Here is a 17,688-nt window from a genome sequence, read left to right as displayed (position 1 = left end):
AGATGATTTCTAAAACAGGTTTTTTTAGCTATTTAAAATATCAAAATTATGCTTGATTATTCTTGATTTTCAATCGCCGCCTTTATTTTAGTTTCTAATTCTTCTGCCAATTCAGGATTGTCTTTAATTAAACCTTTTACAGCATCTCTACCCTGTCCTAGCTTTGTTTCGCCGTAGCTAAACCATGAACCACTTTTTTTGATGATACCATATTCAACACCAATATCTAAAATTTCACCAACTTTTGAAATTCCTTTACCATACATAATATCAAATTCTGCAATTTGAAATGGTGGCGCTACTTTATTTTTTACAATTTTAACTTTCGTACTATTTCCGATAACTTTATCGCCATCTTTAATTTGCGTTCTACGACGAATATCTAAACGTACAGAAGCATAAAATTTTAAAGCATTTCCCCCTGTAGTTGTTTCAGGATTTCCGAACATTACCCCAATTTTTTCACGTAATTGGTTGATAAAAATAACCGTACATTTTGTTTTACTAATTGTACCAGTTAATTTACGCAATGCTTGCGACATTAAACGGGCATGTAATCCCATTTTAGAATCTCCCATTTCACCTTCAATCTCCGATTTTGGTGTTAATGCTGCAACAGAATCAACCACTACAATATCAACAGCTCCTGAACGGATTAAATTTTCAGTAATTTCTAAGGCTTGCTCCCCATGATCTGGTTGAGAAATAATTAAATTATCAGTATCAACACCTAAATTTTCAGCATAAAAGCGGTCAAAAGCATGTTCTGCATCAATAAAAGCGGCAATACCACCAGCTTTTTGAGCTTCTGCAATAGCGTGCAATGTTAAGGTTGTTTTTCCTGATGATTCTGGTCCATAAATTTCAATAACTCTTCCACGAGGATATCCTCCAACACCTAAAGCTAAATCCAACCCTAAAGATCCTGATGAAATCACTTCCATATCTTCAACCTTAGTATCCCCTAATTTCATCACTGCACCTTTTCCGTAAGTTTTATCTAACTTGTCTAAGGTAAGTTGAAGGGCTTTTAATTTCGCTTCTTTTTCTTTATCTGCTGCCATAAATCTTGTTGTTTTTAATGCTATTTTTAGTTCTTTTCTTATTAAAATATGTACAATAAGTGTGGCTAAGTTATGAAAAACTACTTTTATCTTAGCAGCTTTTTTGGCATCTTTTTCATGCTACATTTTGTAATATTGTTTTTTTAATTTTCAATAAAAATGAGCGCGAGTATTCTTTTAAAAAACAGCCATAGTTTAGCAACTATATATAAAGGTGAGCTAATTAGTTTTATCATTAATAATGAAGAACTAATACATTCTAAAAATTCGCCTGGTTGGAATGCTTCGGATATTGAAATGTTTCCGATTATTGGTCCTACAAAATTAAATGATTTTTCTATTGATACACCTAACGGAATTGCCAAACAAGACCAACATGGTTTATTAAGAGAGCTTAATTACAAGCTTATTTCTAGTGATAAAACTTCCGCAGTTTTCGAAAAAAAGTATGTAAAAAATACACTGATAAAAAACAGTAAATTTCCTGAAAAATCGACACAAGAATATTTATTTTGGACGTATGATTTTATCTTTAGAAAAATTATTTCACTTGAAAAATCAGCTATAAAAATAGCTTTTGAAATTATTAGTGATAAAAAAATGCCTTATATGTTTGGCTATCATCCGAGTTTTAAACTGTCTGGTTTTGCTGATGAAATTATAAAATCAAAAGAAAAAGAAATTACTTTAGATAGTGTTTTAAATGTAGGTTCGGCAGCTTATAAAGTTTTAAATACCAACGAAATTATTTTAGTAAAAAAAGATGGGCTTAGTATAAAAATTACAACCAAAAATTTTGATAATTTTATGCTATGGACTCCCGTTAAAAATATGGTTTGTATTGAACCTATAACGCAATATCCATTAGAAAAAAATACTGAAAACTCCATAAAAAACAGTAGAATAAGTACAGGCAAAGATTTCTTTTCAGTAACAATTAGCACCTTATCAATTTAATATGAAACACCGTCATTTTATTATTCATAAACCTTATGGGTTTCTTTCGCAATTTATTACGAATCAAACTAAAAGAAAGAAAAAAATGCTAGGCGAATTGTTTGATTTCCCTGAAAAAACAATGGCAATTGGTCGTTTAGATGCTGCATCCGAAGGACTTTTATTCTTAACTACCGATGGAAAAGTAAGCGCCGAGGTTCGCAGTAAAAAAGTAGAAAAAGAATATTACGTACAGGTAGATGGAATCATAACACCAGCAGCACTCGAAAAACTACAAAAAGGCGTAGAAATTGGGGTTGATGGTCAAAAATATACCACACTTCCAGGGAAAGCTTCTACCTTAAAAACACCTAATTTTCCTAATAGATCTCAAAAAATAAGAGATGATCGTCATGGTCCTACAAGCTGGGTTAGTATTGTAATTTGTGAAGGGAAATTTAGGCAAGTTCGTAAAATGACCGCCGCAGTTGGCTTTCCAACATTGCGTTTAATTAGGGTTCGTATTGGAAATATTCTTTTAAATGATATGGAATCGGGAGCAGTAATTGAAACCCAAACCTTATTATAAGCAATCTAAATTGATGTAACTATTTGTGTTTTTTTAACGTAGTATTTTATGTAAATTTACAGTGTTATTACTAATATTTCACATTAAATTTTACACTATGAGAGATAATTCAAACACTTTTATTTATATAATAGCCAGTATTATTATACTACATTTTTTGGTTGGTTTTGGTTATTTAATTTATAAAATGACTAAAAAACCAGCTTCCCAAAAAGAGGATGAAAAAGAATTGAAAAATGCTGAAAATGATAAAAAAAACTAAAAAATAAAAAACAGCATGATATTAATTGCAGATGGTGGCTCTACAAAGGTAGATTGGGTTGCTTTAAATGGTAGCAAAAAAGAAGTTTTTAGAGTGCAAACACTGGGTTTAAACCCCAATATTTTATCTAAAAAAAAGTTATTAACAATTCTTGAAAACTGTGCCGATTTAAAAAAATATCAAAAAGCTATTAAAAAAATTTATTTTTATGGCGCTGGTTGTGGTACACAAATCCCTAAAGATATTTTAACCGAAATTTTACTTGATTTTTTTTCTGCAACAACAAATGTTCTTGTTCAAGAAGATATTTTAGGAGCGGTATATGCTACTGCAAAAAATAAAGAAGCGATTGTTTGTATTTTAGGAACAGGTGCAAATAGTTGTTATTTTGACGGTAAAAATATCACTTATATTTCAGCATCTTTGGGCTATTTAGTTATGGATGAAGCAAGTGGAAATTATTTTGGTAAAAAATTACTTAGAGATTTTTTCTATAAAAAAATGCCTGCTGAAATAGCACATAATTTTGAAAAAGAATTTAATTTAGATCCTGATTTTATAAAACAACAGCTTTATAAAAATGAGCATCCAAATAGATATTTAGCCTCTTTTGCTAAATTTATGTTTGAGTATAAAAATACAAGATATATTCAAAAATTAGTAAAAAAAGGATTTCAGCAATTTTTTAAATATCATGTTTTAGCGTATCGTAAAAACAAAGATACTCCGGTGTATTTTGTAGGTTCTATCGCATTTTATTTTAAAGATATTTTAGAAGAAGTTGCTCTTAAAAACAATATTAAAATTACAAATATTATAGAAAAACCAATTCATAATTTAATGAAATATCATCAAAAATTTTTGTAACGTCAAAATAGTATGGCAAGGGGTTAAAACCCCCTTGTTTTAAAAATAAAAATGCGTCAAAAAGATTTTATTTCAGTTTCTCATCCTGATTTGCCACATTTTTTAGCTCCTTTTAACAAGGGGTTTTAACCCCTTGCCGCCATTTTTTGCCACTATATTTTTTTCAGATGAAATTTAAACAGGAAATAAATATATTTTTTATACTATTTTCATTTTAACATGTGGTATTCCATCTTCTAAATATTCTTTTCCTATTTTTTTAAATCCGTGGGATTCATAGAATTTTATTAAATATTTTTGAGCTGAAATTGTAATTTTATTTTCATTATAATAATCAAAAATAGCGTATACAGAAGCTTTTATTAAATGATGACCGTATCCAAATTTACGCTGATTTTCTTTTACTAAAACTCTACCAATACTTGGCGTTTCAAAATATTCGCCACTATTAAATAAACGGGTGTAGGCTATAATTTTACCTTGCTTTATTCCTAATATATGCAATGCTTTTTGATCTTTTCCATCAATATCTTGATAAACACAATTTTGCTCCACAACAAAAACTTCAGAACGTAATTGAAGAATTTCATATAGTTCTGAAGTTGTTAATTCTGTAAATTTTTTGATTAAAAAATTCATTTAAAATATTCTAATTTAGAATTATTATAAATTTTGATTAGCAATCACAAGCTATTTTATTAACTCTATCGGCATGTCTTCCTCCTTCAAATTCTGTCGCTAAAAAAATAGTTACAAAACCTAAAGCTTGTTGTAATGAAACAAAACGTGCAGGTATGGTTAAAATATTAGCATTGTTATGTTGTCTTGTTAATGCGACTAATTCATTATTCCAACATAAAGCTGCACGTACACCTTGATGTTTATTTGCCGTCATTTGTGCGCCATTACCACTTCCGCATAAAATAATTCCCATGTCAGCTTGCTCCGTTTCTACCGCTTCCGCTGTTGGATGAATAGCGTCTGGATAATCCATACTATTAGCATCATTTGTTCCGAAATTAAGTACCTTATGTCCTAGTTGTTCTAAAAGTTTTATAATTTCAAATTTATACTCAGTACCTGCATGGTCATTTCCGATGGCAATTGTCATAATTTGTTGATTTTAATTTAGTTGTCTATCACAAAAATACAGTTATTCAAGGTTATCAACAGAGATTAACAAGGCTTTTTTCAGATTTTTTAATAAAAGACTAATAATTAGGGATTTATAAAAAATGACTAAATGTTAGTAACTAATGGTATCTTCTGAAAACTTTTTTTGGTTATTTCATTTATTTTTACAAAGCAGAATAGGTATAACATACACAACTTTTTTTATCATTTTATAATAAACATTTATCAACATAAAATTAACCCTTTGTTAACAATACAAGCTCAAATAGATATTAAGAATTTAGGGTTAATAACTGTTAATAAGTATTGTTAATAAGTATGATTATCCATTTATAATCAAGCTATTAAGTAGCTAATAAAATGTTAATAATTTTTAATAAGTCATATAGGCAAGTATTATGCCTTTTATTTATTGTAACTATTAACATACTATAATAACAACCATTTTTATTTTTAAATTTTAAAGAAAGTTTTATATGATATAATAAATGTTAATAACATTTGTTGATAACGTTTTAGCAATGTTATTTTAACCCTGAAAATTGATAACAGTTATTTATCATGAATACCATAAATTTATTTGTACTTTGGTCTTTATTACAAATAAGACGAAAGATTCATGACCCGAAAGAAAAAAATATACAAGAAAAAAGGAAACGTAATTAAAGACTTAACCTTAAAGATTTTTAAAATATTAAAAGAAGATACTTCAAAAACATATAATTATAAACAAATTGCTAGTAAAATAGGAATTACAGATTCTGATGGAAAAAGTCAAGTGCTTAAAAAATTAGTGGAATTGCATGAAACTAAAAAAATAAAAGAACTTGATCGCGGAAAATATCAAATAAATGAAGATCGCAAATATCATGTGGGAACATTAGATGTAACATCAAACGGAAATGCGTATTTTATATGCGATGATTTTGAAAATGATATTTTTATTCCATCTATAAATTTAGGAAAAGGACTGCATCAAGATACCGTAAAAGTATATGTTTATAAAAAACGACGCGCTAGCAAATTAGAAGGCGAAGTTGTCGAAATAATGGAACGTAAAAAAACAACATTTGTTGGGGTTTTACAAATGAATAAAAATTTTGGTTTTGTAATTCCTGATAGTCAAAAAATGCAAGCCGATTTATTCATCGCTCAAAATAAATTAAACGGTGCCGAAGATGGCGATAAAGTAGTCGTAGAGATGACCGATTGGCCTGAAAATTCTAAAAACCCTTTTGGTAAAATTACCCAAGTTTTAGGAAAACCAGGAGAACATGAAACTGAAATTCATTCTATTTTATTAGAATATGGCTTGCCGTATGAATTTCCTGAAGAAGTTGAAAAAGAAGCTGAAAATTTATCATTAGAAATTACCGAAACTGAAATTGCTAAAAGAAGAGATATGCGTAAAGATTTAACCTTTACCATTGATCCAAAAGATGCCAAAGATTTTGATGATGCATTATCATTTACAAAATTAGAAAATGGTAATTATGAAATCGGAATTCATATTGCCGATGTATCACATTATGTACAGCCAAAAACAATTTTAGACGACGAAGCTTTTGATAGAGCAACCTCTGTTTATTTAGTGGATAGAGTAGTGCCGATGTTGCCAGAAATATTAAGTAACGGTGCTTGTTCTTTACGACCAAATGAAGAAAAATTAACATTTTCAGCGGTTTTTGAAATGAATGAAAAAACCCAAATCGTAAACCAGTGGTTTGGTAGAACGGTAACCTATTCCGACCAACGTTTTGCCTACGAAGAAGCACAAGCAATTATAGAAAACTGTACTTTATCAGAAAATATGGAAGCCTACGAAATGCCCGTAGATATTTCAATTACAGACCAAAGTTATCTAGTTACTCCAGCAATCGTTGAAGCGACCTTAAAACTAGATGAATTAGCCAAAAAACTACGTAAAAAACGTATGAAAGCAGGTGCTATTTCTTTTGATAGAGTGGAAGTAAAGTTCGATTTAGATGAAAAAGCAAATCCTATTGGCGTTTTCTTTAAAGAATCGAAAGATGCGAATAAATTAATTGAAGAATTTATGTTATTAGCCAATAGAAAAGTAGCCGAATTTATTGGTTTTTCTAAAGGAAAAGAAACAAAAAATACGTTTATATATCGTACACACGATGAACCAAATATTGATAAATTAGCTTCTTTACAGAATATTATCAACAAATTTGGCTATAAAATTAATACCGAAACTAAAGAGAAAACATCGCAATCATTAAATAAATTATTAAACGATGTACAAGGAAAAGGAGAAGCGAATATGGTGGAAACCTTAACAATTCGTTCGATGAGTAAAGCAGCTTATACGACCCAAAATATAGGGCATTATGGTTTGGCTTTTGATTATTATTCGCATTTTACATCGCCAATTCGTAGGTATCCTGATGTAATGACACACCGTTTATTACAACATTATTTAGATGGCGGAACTTCTCCTAAATCAGATGATTATGAAGTAAAATGTAAGCATACTTCACAGATGGAAGAATTAGCGGCAAAAGCAGAGCGTTCTAGCATCAAGTATATGCAGATAAAATACATGAAAGATCATCAAGATGAAGAATTTGAAGGTGTTGTTTCGGGAGTTACTGAATGGGGAATTTATGTGGAAATTATCGCCAATAAATGTGAAGGAATGGTGCGTATTAGAGATATCAAAGATGATTATTATATTTTTGACGAAAAACAATATGCCATTATAGGACAGTCATCAAACAATATTATTCAATTAGGAGATACCGTTGTTGTAAAAGTAAAAAATACCGACTTAGAACGTAAACATTTAGATTTTAATTTAATTTCTCATTAAAATATTAATGAGAATATTAATGAGAATAACACGAAGTAAAACAATAAAAAATAAATCGATGCAATAAAAAGGAAATTTTGTCTTTATAGTATTGGTACAATTATTGAACATCATATAATTGAATATAAATGTATCAAGTATTAAAACAATAGACAAAACAATAGACAAAACAACAGATAAAGGAACAGCTAAAACAACAGGTATGATTAAAAAAATAATCTTTTTAAGTTTGTTATTGATGCCTATTTTAGCATCGGCACAAACAACAATTACAACAACATTAGGGGATTTCTCTAAAGTAAAAGTATTTAATGGAATTGATGTTTATTTAGTTAAATCAGCCGAAAATAAAGTGGTTATTACAGGTGATAAATCAGAAAAAGTAATCATCAAAAATAAAAATAAGACCTTAAAAATATCGTTGCAATTTCCTGAAACTACTGCTGATGGCACTGTTAAAATAACACTGTATTACGCAGCAGCATTAAAAATAATTGATGCCAATGAAGGCGCAATTATCACAACAAAATTGATAGAACAGCCACAAATTGAAATAAAAGCACAAGAAGGTGCTTTTATTAATATGGTTGTAAATGTGAAACATTTAAAGGTTAAAACATCTTCAGGAGCTGTTATTAAGCTTTCTGGAACGGCTAAAAATCAAACTGTAGATGCTAATTTAGGAGGAATGTATCACGGATACAAGGTAACTGTTACTGATTTAAATTATGTTCGTGCAGGTTCAGGTGCTAAAGTAGAAGTAAATTCTGGTGAAACCTTAGACGCGAAAGTTTCTTTCGGAGGTTCTATTTTTTATAAAGGAACTCCAGAGATTGTCAAAGAAAAAAAAGTAATTGGCGGAGTAATTGAACACAGAATTTAATTTAGTACCTTTGTCTGATCATATCGATAAGTAACGGTACGTAGCCAAAATAATGATATTGATTATATTATAAAAATTAATAAAAATGATTTCACTTAGTATATTTTTAGGAATGATAGGCCCATTGCAAATAGCCTTAATAGTTGGATTAGCATTGTTAATGTTTGGAGGTAAAAAAATTCCAGAATTAATGAAAGGTTTGGGTACAGGTATCAAAGAATTTAAAGATGCTACCAAAGCTGAAGAAGAGCAAGAGGATGAGAAAGGTGAAAAAAAAGAAGAAATTAAAGCAACTTCTGAAGATAAAAAATAAGTATTTTTAATACATATAAAAAAACCGAAACGAGTATCGTTTCGGTTTTTTTGTTTAATTTTTACCATTAAAATTTAATGGCCGTTCCTGAAGATGTTACCATAATCATTCCACCTTTAGGACCTATGGTTTCATAATCTAAATCGACACCAACAATAGCATCTGCACCTAATGCTTCAGCACGTTCTTGCATCTCTTTTAAAGAAGTATCTTTAGCCTCTCGCAATACTTTTTCATAAGAACCAGAGCGTCCACCAACAATATCTCTAATTCCTGCAAAAAAATCTTTGATGAAATTAGCGCCAATAATTGTTTCACCAGTTACAATTCCTAAATAGGCGGTTGCGGGTTTATTTTCGATAGTAGGGGTTGTGCTTATAATCATACTATATTTTTACTTAATTTATTTTGATTTATTTTTTTCTTCTAGTTGTTTTTTGTTTTCCTTCATGCTTTCGCCTATTTGATTGGTTGCTGCAAAACTAGCGACCATATCATTTAACATAGAACTTGCTGCATTCGGATTGTTTGGAAGTAAAATTAGGTTACTATTGGTATCAGCACCAATAGATTGTAAGGTATCATAATGTTGTGTAATTACAATTAATGCAGATGCTTCTTGTGAGTTAATTCCTGCTCTATTTAAAACCTCTACTGATTCTTCTAAACCACGTGCAATTTCTCTACGCTGATCGGCAATACCTTTTCCTTGTAAACGTTTACTTTCTGCTTCTGCTTTGGCTCTTTCAACAATTAAAATACGTTGTGCATCACCTTCATATTGAGCAGCTGTTTTTTCTCTATCAGCAGCATTAATACGGTTCATAGCTTCTTTTACTTGCGCATCAGGATCAATATCGGTAACTAATGTTTTAATAATATCGTATCCATAAGTCATCATCGCTTCATTTAATTCTGATTTTACAGCAATGGCAATATCATCTTTTTTCAAGAAAACATCATCTAAAATCATTTTAGGAACTTCGGCACGAACGACATCAAATACATACGAAGTAATTTGATCGTGAGGATAATCTAACTTATAAAAAGAATCATAGACTTTTTCTTTTATAACCTTATATTGAACCGATACTTTTAGTTTTACAAAAACATTATCTAAGGTTTTTGTTTCAATAATTACATCTAATTGCTGAATTTTTAAACTCAGTTTTCCTGAAATTTTATCGACTAACGGAATTTTTAAATGCAAACCAGATTGACGAATGCTATGAAATTTACCAAAACGTTCTACAATAGCGGCAGTTTGTTGTTTGACGGTAAAAAAAGATTTTAATAAAATAATGACTCCAAAAAATAAAATTGGATACAAAAAAATAGGCATAGTGTTAAGTTTTTTAGTTAGTAACTTTTTTATAAAGATACTGAAACAAGTAGTTAACTACAACACACTTTTTTTTAAAAGGGATATTTTTTCTTTTATAATTCATTATTTTTAAAAGTAACTAACGGTATCTTTGCTAAAATCAATTATATGGAAATTATTCAAGAATACGGTACGGTCATTTTAATTTTACTTTTTCTAATTGTCACTTTTTTACAATCGGGTATCGATAAAGTTTCCGATTGGAGTGGTAATGTTTCTTTTATCAAATCACATTTTAAAGATTCGCCATTAAAAAATTCAGTACCACTTTTATTAATGATAATTTTAGTGATGGAATTAATTGCGGGAGCTTTTATGTTTATCGGAATTTTTAATTTGATAACTATGGGAAATGGTAATTTAGCATTATTAGGAGTTCAAATTTCGGCACTTTGTTTAATTTTTCTTTTAATAGGACAACGATTAGCAAAAGATTATGCTGGAGCGATGTCGTTAGGCGTTTATTTTATCATCACAATTTTGGGAATGCATTTGCTAAGTAATTAAGCTTGCTTATTTAAAATATCATTGTTTTTTTTGATGATAAAATAAATAGCAATAATTTTTATTGATAAAAAACACCTCTTAAAATAGTTATTTAAGAGGTGTTTTGTTTTTTTTATATGAAGTATACGTTTTATTTATTTGAGTATTTAAAAACTAATTTAAAATGATTTTAATTGTTTTTTATCAAATAAATTAAAGAAGAATACTCTCCATTTTTTTTTGCTTTGATATTTGATGTTAATCCTGTGAAAAAAGCACTAATTGGTTTTGATGTATTATTTTTATATTTTTCTGATAATAAAGAAACATAAAAAGCATCAAATTTCATTGGAAGTATTTTTACAACTTTCATATTAGTGGTTGCAAATATTTTTTTTATCGCTGTTTGCGAGAAATGCCATAAATGTCTTGGCACATCATAAGCAGCCCAAAATTCTTTATATTTTTTAGCATCGTAACTTTTATAATTTGGCACGGCAATAATTAAAACACCATTTGGTTTTAATAATTTTTTTAATTGATTTGTATATTCAATTAAATTAGGAATATGCTCTAAAACATGCCACAGCGAAATAACATCAAATTGTTTTCCTTTATAGTTAGAAATATCTTCTTGAAGCTCAATATTTTTTTTTGAAGCAAAACTTCTAGCTTTTTCCGAAGGTTCAACCCCTGATACTTTCCAATTATTTTCTTTGCAAACTTTTAAAAAATCACCAGTACCAGCACCAATATCTAAAATTGTTTTTTCTTCGGATTTAAAAGAATTTATCAATTTTAATTTTTGTTTTAAAGTATGATTTTTTACTAATTGATATACTTTATCAAACAGCGTTTTTTTACTATCAGTATGCGAAATATACGCTTCACTTACATAGTAATTTTCTAAATTTACAGGAACAGGCGAAGTAACAAGCATATCATATTTCTTGTTATACATTACTTCGTAACTTTCATCAGAAACCGTATAATCGATACAATTTAATAATGGTGTAAGATTTTTGTAAAGCTCTTTTGTTGTTTCCAATTTTTTATTTTTTATGATGTTCTAAGCAATGTATTGTTGTCTTTTACTGCAATAATACGTAAAAAAAAACGCTCCATACGGAACGTTTTTTGTATTAAAATAAATTTTATTATCGTCCCATATAAACTAATAAAACAGAAATATCACTTGGTGATACACCACTTATTCTACTAGCTTGTGATATTGAAGTTGGCTGAATTTTATTTAATTTCTCTCTAGCTTCATGCGATAATGAATGAACTTTATTAAAATCGAATTTAGCAGGAATTTTAACGTTTTCTAATCGGTTTAATTTGTCGGCATTATTTTTTTCCTTTTCAATATAACCAGAATATTTCAAGTGAATTTCTACTTGCTCAATAATTTCTTGATCCATATCATTTTCTTGTAAATAATTTTCTAGTTTTTCAATAACTCTAAAATCATTAAATGATAATTGTGGCCTTGTAGCAATTTTAAATAATTTTACCGATTGATTAATTAAACTAAGTCCTTTACTTTCTAAAATAGGATTTATCTCTTCTTGTTTAACGCTTAAATTTTCTACAAATTTAACAAGAGCGGCTGTTTTAATTCTCTTATTTGTTACTCTGTCTAATCTTTCTTTAGATGCTAAACCAAGGTTATAAGCTATTTCTGTTAAACGTAAATCAGCATTATCTTGTCGTAATAACGTTCTATATTCGGCACGAGAAGTAAACATTCTGTAAGGTTCTTCTGTTCCTTTGGTAATTAAATCATCAATTAAAACACCAATATAAGCTTCACTTCTTTTTAAGATAAAAGGTTCTTTATTCTGAGTTTTTAAAGCTGCATTTACACCAGCCATTAAACCTTGTGCAGCTGCTTCTTCGTAACCAGTAGTTCCGTTAATCTGCCCTGCGAAAAATAAATTTTCGATTAACTTAGTTTCTAAATTATGTTTTAATTGTGTTGGCTGAAAGAAATCATATTCAATAGCATATCCAAAACGTAAGAATTTTACATTTTCAAAACCTGCAATATGTCGAATTGCTTTGTCTTGAATATCTTCAGGTAATGATGTAGAAAATCCGTTTACATAAATTTCTACGGTGTTCCATCCTTCAGGTTCAACAAAAACCTGATGACGTTCTTTATCAGCAAAACGATCAATTTTATCTTCTACCGATGGGCAATATCTTGGTCCTGTCGATTTAATTCGACCATTAAACATTGGCGAACGATCAAAACCTTCACGTAAAATATCGTGTACTTTTTGATTTGTATATGTTAAATAACAAGAACGCTGTGTGGTTAATTTTTCAGTAATTGGTAAGTAAGAAAATTTCTCAGGATTTTCATCACCAGGTTGTTCTGTCATTTTAGAAAAATCTAAAGAACGACTATCAACTCTTGGTGGAGTTCCTGTTTTCATCCTTCCAGATTCAAAACCTTTTTCAACTAAATCTTCAGTAATTCCTGTTGAAGCACCTTCACCAGCTCTACCACCGCCAAATGTTTTTTCACCAATATGGATTAATCCATTTAAAAAAGTACCCGCAGTAATAATTACTGTTTTTGCTTTTATTTCTAAACCTAAGGCTGTTTTTACGCCAACAATTTTATTTTCATCAAAAATTAATCCGTTAACGGCATCTTGATAAAAATCTAAATTATCGGTTTTTTCAAGCATATTTCTCCAACATTCTGCAAATTGCATTCTGTCAGATTGCGCTCTAGGACTCCACATTGCAGGTCCTTTCGATTTATTAAGCATCTTAAATTGAATAGCCGTTTTATCGGTTACAATTCCACTGTAACCACCTAAGGCATCAATTTCTCTTACTATTTGTCCTTTCGCAATACCACCCATTGCAGGGTTACAGCTCATTTGAGCAATATTTTGAAGGTTCATTGTTATTAGTAATGTGTGCGCTCCCATGTTTGCACTTGCTGCGGCAGCTTCACTACCAGCATGTCCACCACCTACTACAATTACATCGTATGTTGTATTAAATAAACTCATTTTTTAATGCTGTTCCATGCGGAACGGTTTTAGTTTAAATTTAAAAGTTTTAAAGAATCGTTTTCTTTAGTACGCATTATTTGTTTTTCTTCATCCGTTTTATCTTTGTATTTCATGTAGTGTAATACGCCATGAATAATAACTCGGTGCAATTCGTTTTCAAATAATACATCAAACTCTTTTGCATTTTCTTTTACTCTTTCAATCGAAATAAAAATATCTCCACCAACTAATTTTCCTAAGGTATAATCGAAACTAATAATATCTGTTAAGGTATCATGTTGTAAAAACTCCACATTCATTTTATGTAAATAGGTATCATCACAAAAAACATAGTTTATTTCTCCTAATTCGAAACCTTCTTTTTCGATACAATTTAAAATCCATTGTGCCGTTTTTTCTTCGTTTTTTAGTTGAAAATCGGTTTCGTAATTAAATGCAATCATGCTATTTTAGTTGTTTAAAAATAATATTTTTAAGTATTATTTGTTGCTTTTAGGAAGGCTAAAATACTCTTGAACCTTCTTTTTATAATCAGGTTGCAAAGGTAATGATTGTCTATTTAATATTTCTGTTTGGTTATAAAACAACTTCTTAAACTTTAATTCTTTAGCAGATTTACTATTAAACTCTTTTAAATTAGCATCAGATTTTCGTTGTTTATCTTTATTTTGTTCAAAAGTGGCTTTATCTAATTTCAACAATTGATAGTTTAATTGTTGCATTCTGTTAATATTTTGTTGGGTAAAACCTTTTTCTAAAATGTCGTTTTCTAATTGTTCCATTTTTTTTATGGCTTTTTTAGCATTTCCATTTCCGTTATTACCTTGTTTTAAAGCTTCTTCTAATTGTTGCCTTAATTGCGATTGTTCTTTATAAATTTGATACAATTCTCCATTTAATTTTTCGCCTTGTCCTTCGCCTTCACCTTCTTTGCTTCCTTTTTTCTCACCAGGTTTATTTCCTTTCTTTTTACCTCCTTTGCCATCTTTAGGTTTTCCACCTTTTTTCTTTTTCATTCCATCTTGCATCTTTTTCATTAATTCACCTTGCTTTTTAATGATGTCAGGAAGGCTAAAAGATTTCCCTTTTCCCTTTCCTTTTCCGCTACCAGGTTTTGGGTTTTTCATGGCATCAAGCGTGCTACTTAACATATCGGCTAAGGCATTTGCGGCAGTCATTATATATCGCTGATTTGTAATTCCATTTTGAAATTTATTATCGGCAAAATTTTCTAATGATTCATCTAAATTATAATGAGCTAAAGAAAGTTGATCTTGAATTTTTGAAGATATTTTAGGGTTTTTCATCGATAAAACAAATAAACTATCATCAATATGTTCAAAATAACTTTTAAGTTGAAATTGCTTTTGCAAATTTTTTCCGAAGTTCGGATGCGAAGAATTACTTGTTGAAAAAACATTCATTAAATCTTCTTGATCAAAAGAAAAAGTAATTAAATTTTCTAAAACCTGACGCAAACCTTCCATGTTTTCTTCATCAGATTCTGCACTCATTTGCTCCATCGATTTTTTCATTTTCTGCCCCATTTCATCCATTTTTTCGGAAGCTTTTTTCTGATTTTTTTTCAATTCAGGTTTGTTTTTCTTTTCTAAATTTTCTTCAGCTTTGTTTAATTCTTCTTGCGTTTTTTTTGCTAAATCTTCCATAGCAGGAATTTTCATCGGAGCTTTTAAACTTTTATTATCTTTTTTAAGATCGTTTAATTCTTTTTTAACTTTCTGAAAATCCTTATTTATTTTTTGTTGTTCTTCTTTTATTTTTTCTTCGGAAGCTTTTTTATCAGCTTCTTTAGGCGATTCTTTTTCACTTAAATCTTTTTGTTTTTTAGATAAATCCTTTAAATTATCAGCAAGCTTTTGCATTTTTTGTTCCATATAAAAACGCTTGGTCATTTCTAAAATACGCTCTAAACTTTTTTCTTGCTGTTTGTTTTGTTCGGCTAATTCTTTGGTTTTTTTGAGTAAATCTTCTCTATTTAACTTTTCGGCTAACTTTTTAAGTTCGTCTAATAATTTTTGTTGTTTGTCTAATTTTTTAAGCTCTTCAATACGTTTTTTTAAGTCGATTTTCTTTTGTTGCAAGGCTTCATTTTTCTCTTTTTTCTCCGAGAAATTTTGCTTTAAATTATCCGTTTGCCGTTGCATCATTTTTTTATATTGATTTTGACGCTTAATTAAATTTTTAATTTTTTTCTGATCATTCCAACTTACATTTTTCTTGTTTTGAAGCTCAAACTGAATTTTTTCTAATGATTTTTTCTGTTGTTCTTGCTTGTTCAATGAATTTTCTAAATGTTGAATATGATTACGTTGTTCTTGTAAAAGTTCGGTATCAATTTGATTTTTTGTTTTTTGTCGATAAGAAAATTTCTGACTTTTAGTTTTTTTACTACCGTTGATAACATCATTATCAAACACTTGAAAATAGAGTTCGTAATCGATACCTTTTTGTAAATTCAAGCTATCAGGAAATTCAAAAAAGAAATTTTGTAAGGTGTTTTTAGTCAGTTTAATTTTTTTGAATTGCTTATTTTGTTGACTATTATTTTTATCATAATAAACCAATTCTAATTTTTTGAAACCATAATCATCAGAAATTTGACCTACAAACTGTGCATTTCCACGTGATATACTATCAATATTAGATTTTACATTAATTGTCGGATGTTCATCTTTAGTAACTCCAATCGAAAATTGTAATTTTTCGTAATCTTTTAAGTTTTTATTGGTCGTTGTAATTTTATAATTGATTGCTTTTTTTATCTGTTTTTTTAATTGAAATTTATTTTTATTATCCTTTAAAAAAGCAAATCGATTGTTATTTGAAAGTAAATGAACGCTATCCGTTTCAGAAGTTTTAACATCCCATTTTACAATTGTTCCTTGTGGAACAATTATATTTCCTGTATTTTTAATGATTTCATTTTTCTTTTTGATATAGTTCGGATAGGTTAAATGCAATGAAATATTTTGAATCGAAGGCGTATTTATTACCGCTATTTTAAAGATATCCGAAGTAATACCATTTGCACTTGCATAAAAATCAACAGGCTTTTGTACTTGTACAAAAGTGTAAGAAAATAAACCATTTCCTTCATTTTTGAAGAAATATTGTTGTTCATTAAAATGAATTTTTGCTTGTTCAGGAACAGCTTTTCCTGTTGTTTGTATATAGACAGTAATATCTTTTCCTTTAATAACAGTCAAATTTTTTGCCGTAATATTAAAGTAAAAATCGGCAGGCGCTTTATAAGCAACCGAATGATTTACCACTCGATTAAAACTTTCAGATAATTGTTTAGAAGTACCTGTTAAAAAAAATAATCCCCAAATAATTAACGGAATTAACGCATATTTTAGATAGCGAATATTACTTTTAAAATCGATTGCTTTGTTAAAAGAAACAGGTTGTATTTCTTCTGATTTTTGATTGATACTAGCTATTAATAAATCAGATTTAGTATTATTTTGATTTAATTGAAGCAGGTTTAAAAGTTTATCTTGTACTTCAGGAAAATGATTTCCTATTATTTTTGATGCTTCTTCAAAAGAAATTCCTTGTTGTAAACCGATAATTTTAAAAATAGGAAAACAGATAAATCGGACAAATAAAAATAATTCAACCAAAATAAACAGCCAAAATAATAGGGTTCTAGCACTGGGTTTAAGCCATAAAAAATACTCTATAAATAAGGTAAAAAATAAATATATTAATCCTAAGGAAATAAATAAAATGCTTCCTTTTATTAATTCGCTAGTATAGTATTTTCTACTAAATTGCTGTAGTTTTTGTTCTATTTTGCTAAAATTCTCCATATCAGTTTATAAAAGTACTATTTTTTAAACGTGTTTACAGATAATAATAACACGTGATTT

At 29.0% G+C, this 17,688-nt stretch carries 17 protein-coding genes; 8 read left to right on the top strand and 9 right to left on the bottom strand.

What is annotated here, in order from left to right; genetic code table 11:
- Positions 1–56 precede the first annotated feature (56 nt).
- Positions 57–1,064, bottom strand: a complete 1,008-nt coding sequence (gene recA, locus L0U72_RS08690) for a recombinase RecA (protein ID WP_058886190.1) — start codon at positions 1,062–1,064, stop codon at positions 57–59.
- Positions 1,065–1,223: 159 nt separating this feature from the next.
- Between recA and L0U72_RS08685 the strand changes: the two genes are divergently transcribed.
- The 4 genes from L0U72_RS08685 (at position 1,224) to L0U72_RS08670 (ending at position 3,718) form a co-directional block, all read left to right on the top strand.
- On the top strand, positions 1,224–2,021 hold the full coding sequence (locus tag L0U72_RS08685) for an aldose epimerase family protein (protein WP_233898908.1): 798 nt from the start codon (positions 1,224–1,226) through the stop codon (positions 2,019–2,021).
- 1 nt (position 2,022) lies between these two features.
- Positions 2,023–2,589 (top strand): pseudouridine synthase, encoded by a 567-nt coding sequence (locus L0U72_RS08680; protein ID WP_233898907.1) that lies wholly within the window; start codon positions 2,023–2,025, stop codon positions 2,587–2,589.
- Positions 2,590–2,686: 97 nt separating this feature from the next.
- Positions 2,687–2,851 carry a hypothetical protein gene (locus tag L0U72_RS08675; protein ID WP_180947526.1) on the top strand — a complete coding sequence of 55 codons (165 nt, stop codon included), beginning with the start codon at positions 2,687–2,689 and terminating at the stop codon, positions 2,849–2,851.
- A gap of 15 nt (positions 2,852–2,866) precedes the next feature.
- Positions 2,867–3,718 (top strand): N-acetylglucosamine kinase, encoded by an 852-nt coding sequence (locus L0U72_RS08670; protein ID WP_233898906.1) that lies wholly within the window; start codon positions 2,867–2,869, stop codon positions 3,716–3,718.
- A gap of 198 nt (positions 3,719–3,916) precedes the next feature.
- On the opposite strand, the gene L0U72_RS08665 is transcribed toward L0U72_RS08670, so the two are convergent.
- Positions 3,917–4,357 carry a GNAT family N-acetyltransferase gene (locus tag L0U72_RS08665; protein WP_233897594.1) on the bottom strand — a complete coding sequence of 147 codons (441 nt, stop codon included), beginning with the start codon at positions 4,355–4,357 and terminating at the stop codon, positions 3,917–3,919.
- Positions 4,358–4,394: 37 nt separating this feature from the next.
- A complete protein-coding gene (locus L0U72_RS08660) occupies positions 4,395–4,829 on the bottom strand; it encodes an RpiB/LacA/LacB family sugar-phosphate isomerase (protein WP_233883206.1) in 435 nt (144 codons plus the stop codon).
- A 642-nt stretch (positions 4,830–5,471) separates the two neighbouring features.
- On the opposite strand from L0U72_RS08660, the gene rnr reads away from it, so the two are divergent.
- From rnr to L0U72_RS08645, 3 genes are all read left to right on the top strand, one after another.
- Positions 5,472–7,688 (top strand): ribonuclease R, encoded by a 2,217-nt coding sequence (gene rnr / locus L0U72_RS08655; RefSeq protein ID WP_233898905.1) that lies wholly within the window; start codon positions 5,472–5,474, stop codon positions 7,686–7,688.
- 118 nt (positions 7,689–7,806) lie between these two features.
- The gene (locus L0U72_RS08650; RefSeq protein ID WP_233898904.1) at positions 7,807–8,571 is read left to right on the top strand and encodes a head GIN domain-containing protein; all 765 of its coding nucleotides are present in this window, start codon (positions 7,807–7,809) and stop codon (positions 8,569–8,571) included.
- 85 nt (positions 8,572–8,656) lie between these two features.
- A complete protein-coding gene (locus L0U72_RS08645) occupies positions 8,657–8,884 on the top strand; it encodes a Sec-independent protein translocase subunit TatA/TatB (RefSeq protein WP_101918517.1) in 228 nt (75 codons plus the stop codon).
- Positions 8,885–8,951: 67 nt separating this feature from the next.
- Here the strand turns inward: L0U72_RS08645 and L0U72_RS08640 are convergent, their stop codons facing one another.
- Positions 8,952–9,269, bottom strand: coding sequence for a heavy metal-binding domain-containing protein (locus L0U72_RS08640; protein ID WP_233861637.1), 318 nt, complete (start codon positions 9,267–9,269; stop codon positions 8,952–8,954).
- An 18-nt stretch (positions 9,270–9,287) separates the two neighbouring features.
- On the bottom strand, positions 9,288–10,226 hold the full coding sequence (locus tag L0U72_RS08635) for an SPFH domain-containing protein (protein WP_233898903.1): 939 nt from the start codon (positions 10,224–10,226) through the stop codon (positions 9,288–9,290).
- 150 nt (positions 10,227–10,376) lie between these two features.
- On the opposite strand from L0U72_RS08635, the gene L0U72_RS08630 reads away from it, so the two are divergent.
- Positions 10,377–10,775, top strand: a complete 399-nt coding sequence (locus tag L0U72_RS08630) for a DoxX family protein (RefSeq protein WP_233898902.1) — start codon at positions 10,377–10,379, stop codon at positions 10,773–10,775.
- 169 nt (positions 10,776–10,944) lie between these two features.
- On the opposite strand, the gene L0U72_RS08625 is transcribed toward L0U72_RS08630, so the two are convergent.
- From L0U72_RS08625 to L0U72_RS08610, 4 genes are all read right to left on the bottom strand, one after another.
- A complete protein-coding gene (locus L0U72_RS08625) occupies positions 10,945–11,802 on the bottom strand; it encodes a class I SAM-dependent methyltransferase (protein ID WP_233898901.1) in 858 nt (285 codons plus the stop codon).
- 109 nt (positions 11,803–11,911) lie between these two features.
- Complete coding sequence (mnmG, locus tag L0U72_RS08620; protein ID WP_233898900.1) at positions 11,912–13,789, bottom strand: tRNA uridine-5-carboxymethylaminomethyl(34) synthesis enzyme MnmG; 1,878 nt, start codon at positions 13,787–13,789, stop codon at positions 11,912–11,914.
- Between the two features lie 29 nt (positions 13,790–13,818).
- Entirely contained in the window at positions 13,819–14,235 is a 417-nt protein-coding gene (gene ybeY, locus L0U72_RS08615) for an rRNA maturation RNase YbeY (protein ID WP_233898899.1), read from the bottom strand.
- Positions 14,236–14,271: 36 nt separating this feature from the next.
- Positions 14,272–17,628, bottom strand: coding sequence for a DUF4175 family protein (locus L0U72_RS08610; RefSeq protein WP_233898898.1), 3,357 nt, complete (start codon positions 17,626–17,628; stop codon positions 14,272–14,274).
- Between the last annotated feature and the right edge of the window lie 60 nt (positions 17,629–17,688).

This window comes from Tenacibaculum piscium, from assembly GCF_021390755.1.
In the GTDB taxonomy this organism is placed as follows: Bacteria; Bacteroidota; Bacteroidia; order Flavobacteriales; family Flavobacteriaceae; genus Polaribacter; species Polaribacter piscius.
The sequence above is the reverse complement of the archived record's forward strand: the minus strand, read 5'-3'. Positions and strand labels throughout refer to the sequence as shown.

Coding starts and splice junctions, on each gene's coding strand:
- recA (WP_058886190.1), bottom strand. CDS start 1,064: ATGGCAGCAGATAAAGAAAAAGAAGCGAAATTAAAAGCCCTTCAACTT.
- L0U72_RS08685 (WP_233898908.1), top strand. CDS start 1,224: ATGAGCGCGAGTATTCTTTTAAAAAACAGCCATAGTTTAGCAACTATA.
- L0U72_RS08680 (WP_233898907.1), top strand. CDS start 2,023: ATGAAACACCGTCATTTTATTATTCATAAACCTTATGGGTTTCTTTCG.
- L0U72_RS08675 (WP_180947526.1), top strand. CDS start 2,687: ATGAGAGATAATTCAAACACTTTTATTTATATAATAGCCAGTATTATT.
- L0U72_RS08670 (WP_233898906.1), top strand. CDS start 2,867: ATGATATTAATTGCAGATGGTGGCTCTACAAAGGTAGATTGGGTTGCT.
- L0U72_RS08665 (WP_233897594.1), bottom strand. CDS start 4,357: ATGAATTTTTTAATCAAAAAATTTACAGAATTAACAACTTCAGAACTA.
- L0U72_RS08660 (WP_233883206.1), bottom strand. CDS start 4,829: ATGACAATTGCCATCGGAAATGACCATGCAGGTACTGAGTATAAATTT.
- rnr (WP_233898905.1), top strand. CDS start 5,472: ATGACCCGAAAGAAAAAAATATACAAGAAAAAAGGAAACGTAATTAAA.
- L0U72_RS08645 (WP_101918517.1), top strand. CDS start 8,657: ATGATTTCACTTAGTATATTTTTAGGAATGATAGGCCCATTGCAAATA.
- L0U72_RS08640 (WP_233861637.1), bottom strand. CDS start 9,269: ATGATTATAAGCACAACCCCTACTATCGAAAATAAACCCGCAACCGCC.
- L0U72_RS08635 (WP_233898903.1), bottom strand. CDS start 10,226: ATGCCTATTTTTTTGTATCCAATTTTATTTTTTGGAGTCATTATTTTA.
- L0U72_RS08630 (WP_233898902.1), top strand. CDS start 10,377: ATGGAAATTATTCAAGAATACGGTACGGTCATTTTAATTTTACTTTTT.
- mnmG (WP_233898900.1), bottom strand. CDS start 13,789: ATGAGTTTATTTAATACAACATACGATGTAATTGTAGTAGGTGGTGGA.
- ybeY (WP_233898899.1), bottom strand. CDS start 14,235: ATGATTGCATTTAATTACGAAACCGATTTTCAACTAAAAAACGAAGAA.
- L0U72_RS08610 (WP_233898898.1), bottom strand. CDS start 17,628: ATGGAGAATTTTAGCAAAATAGAACAAAAACTACAGCAATTTAGTAGA.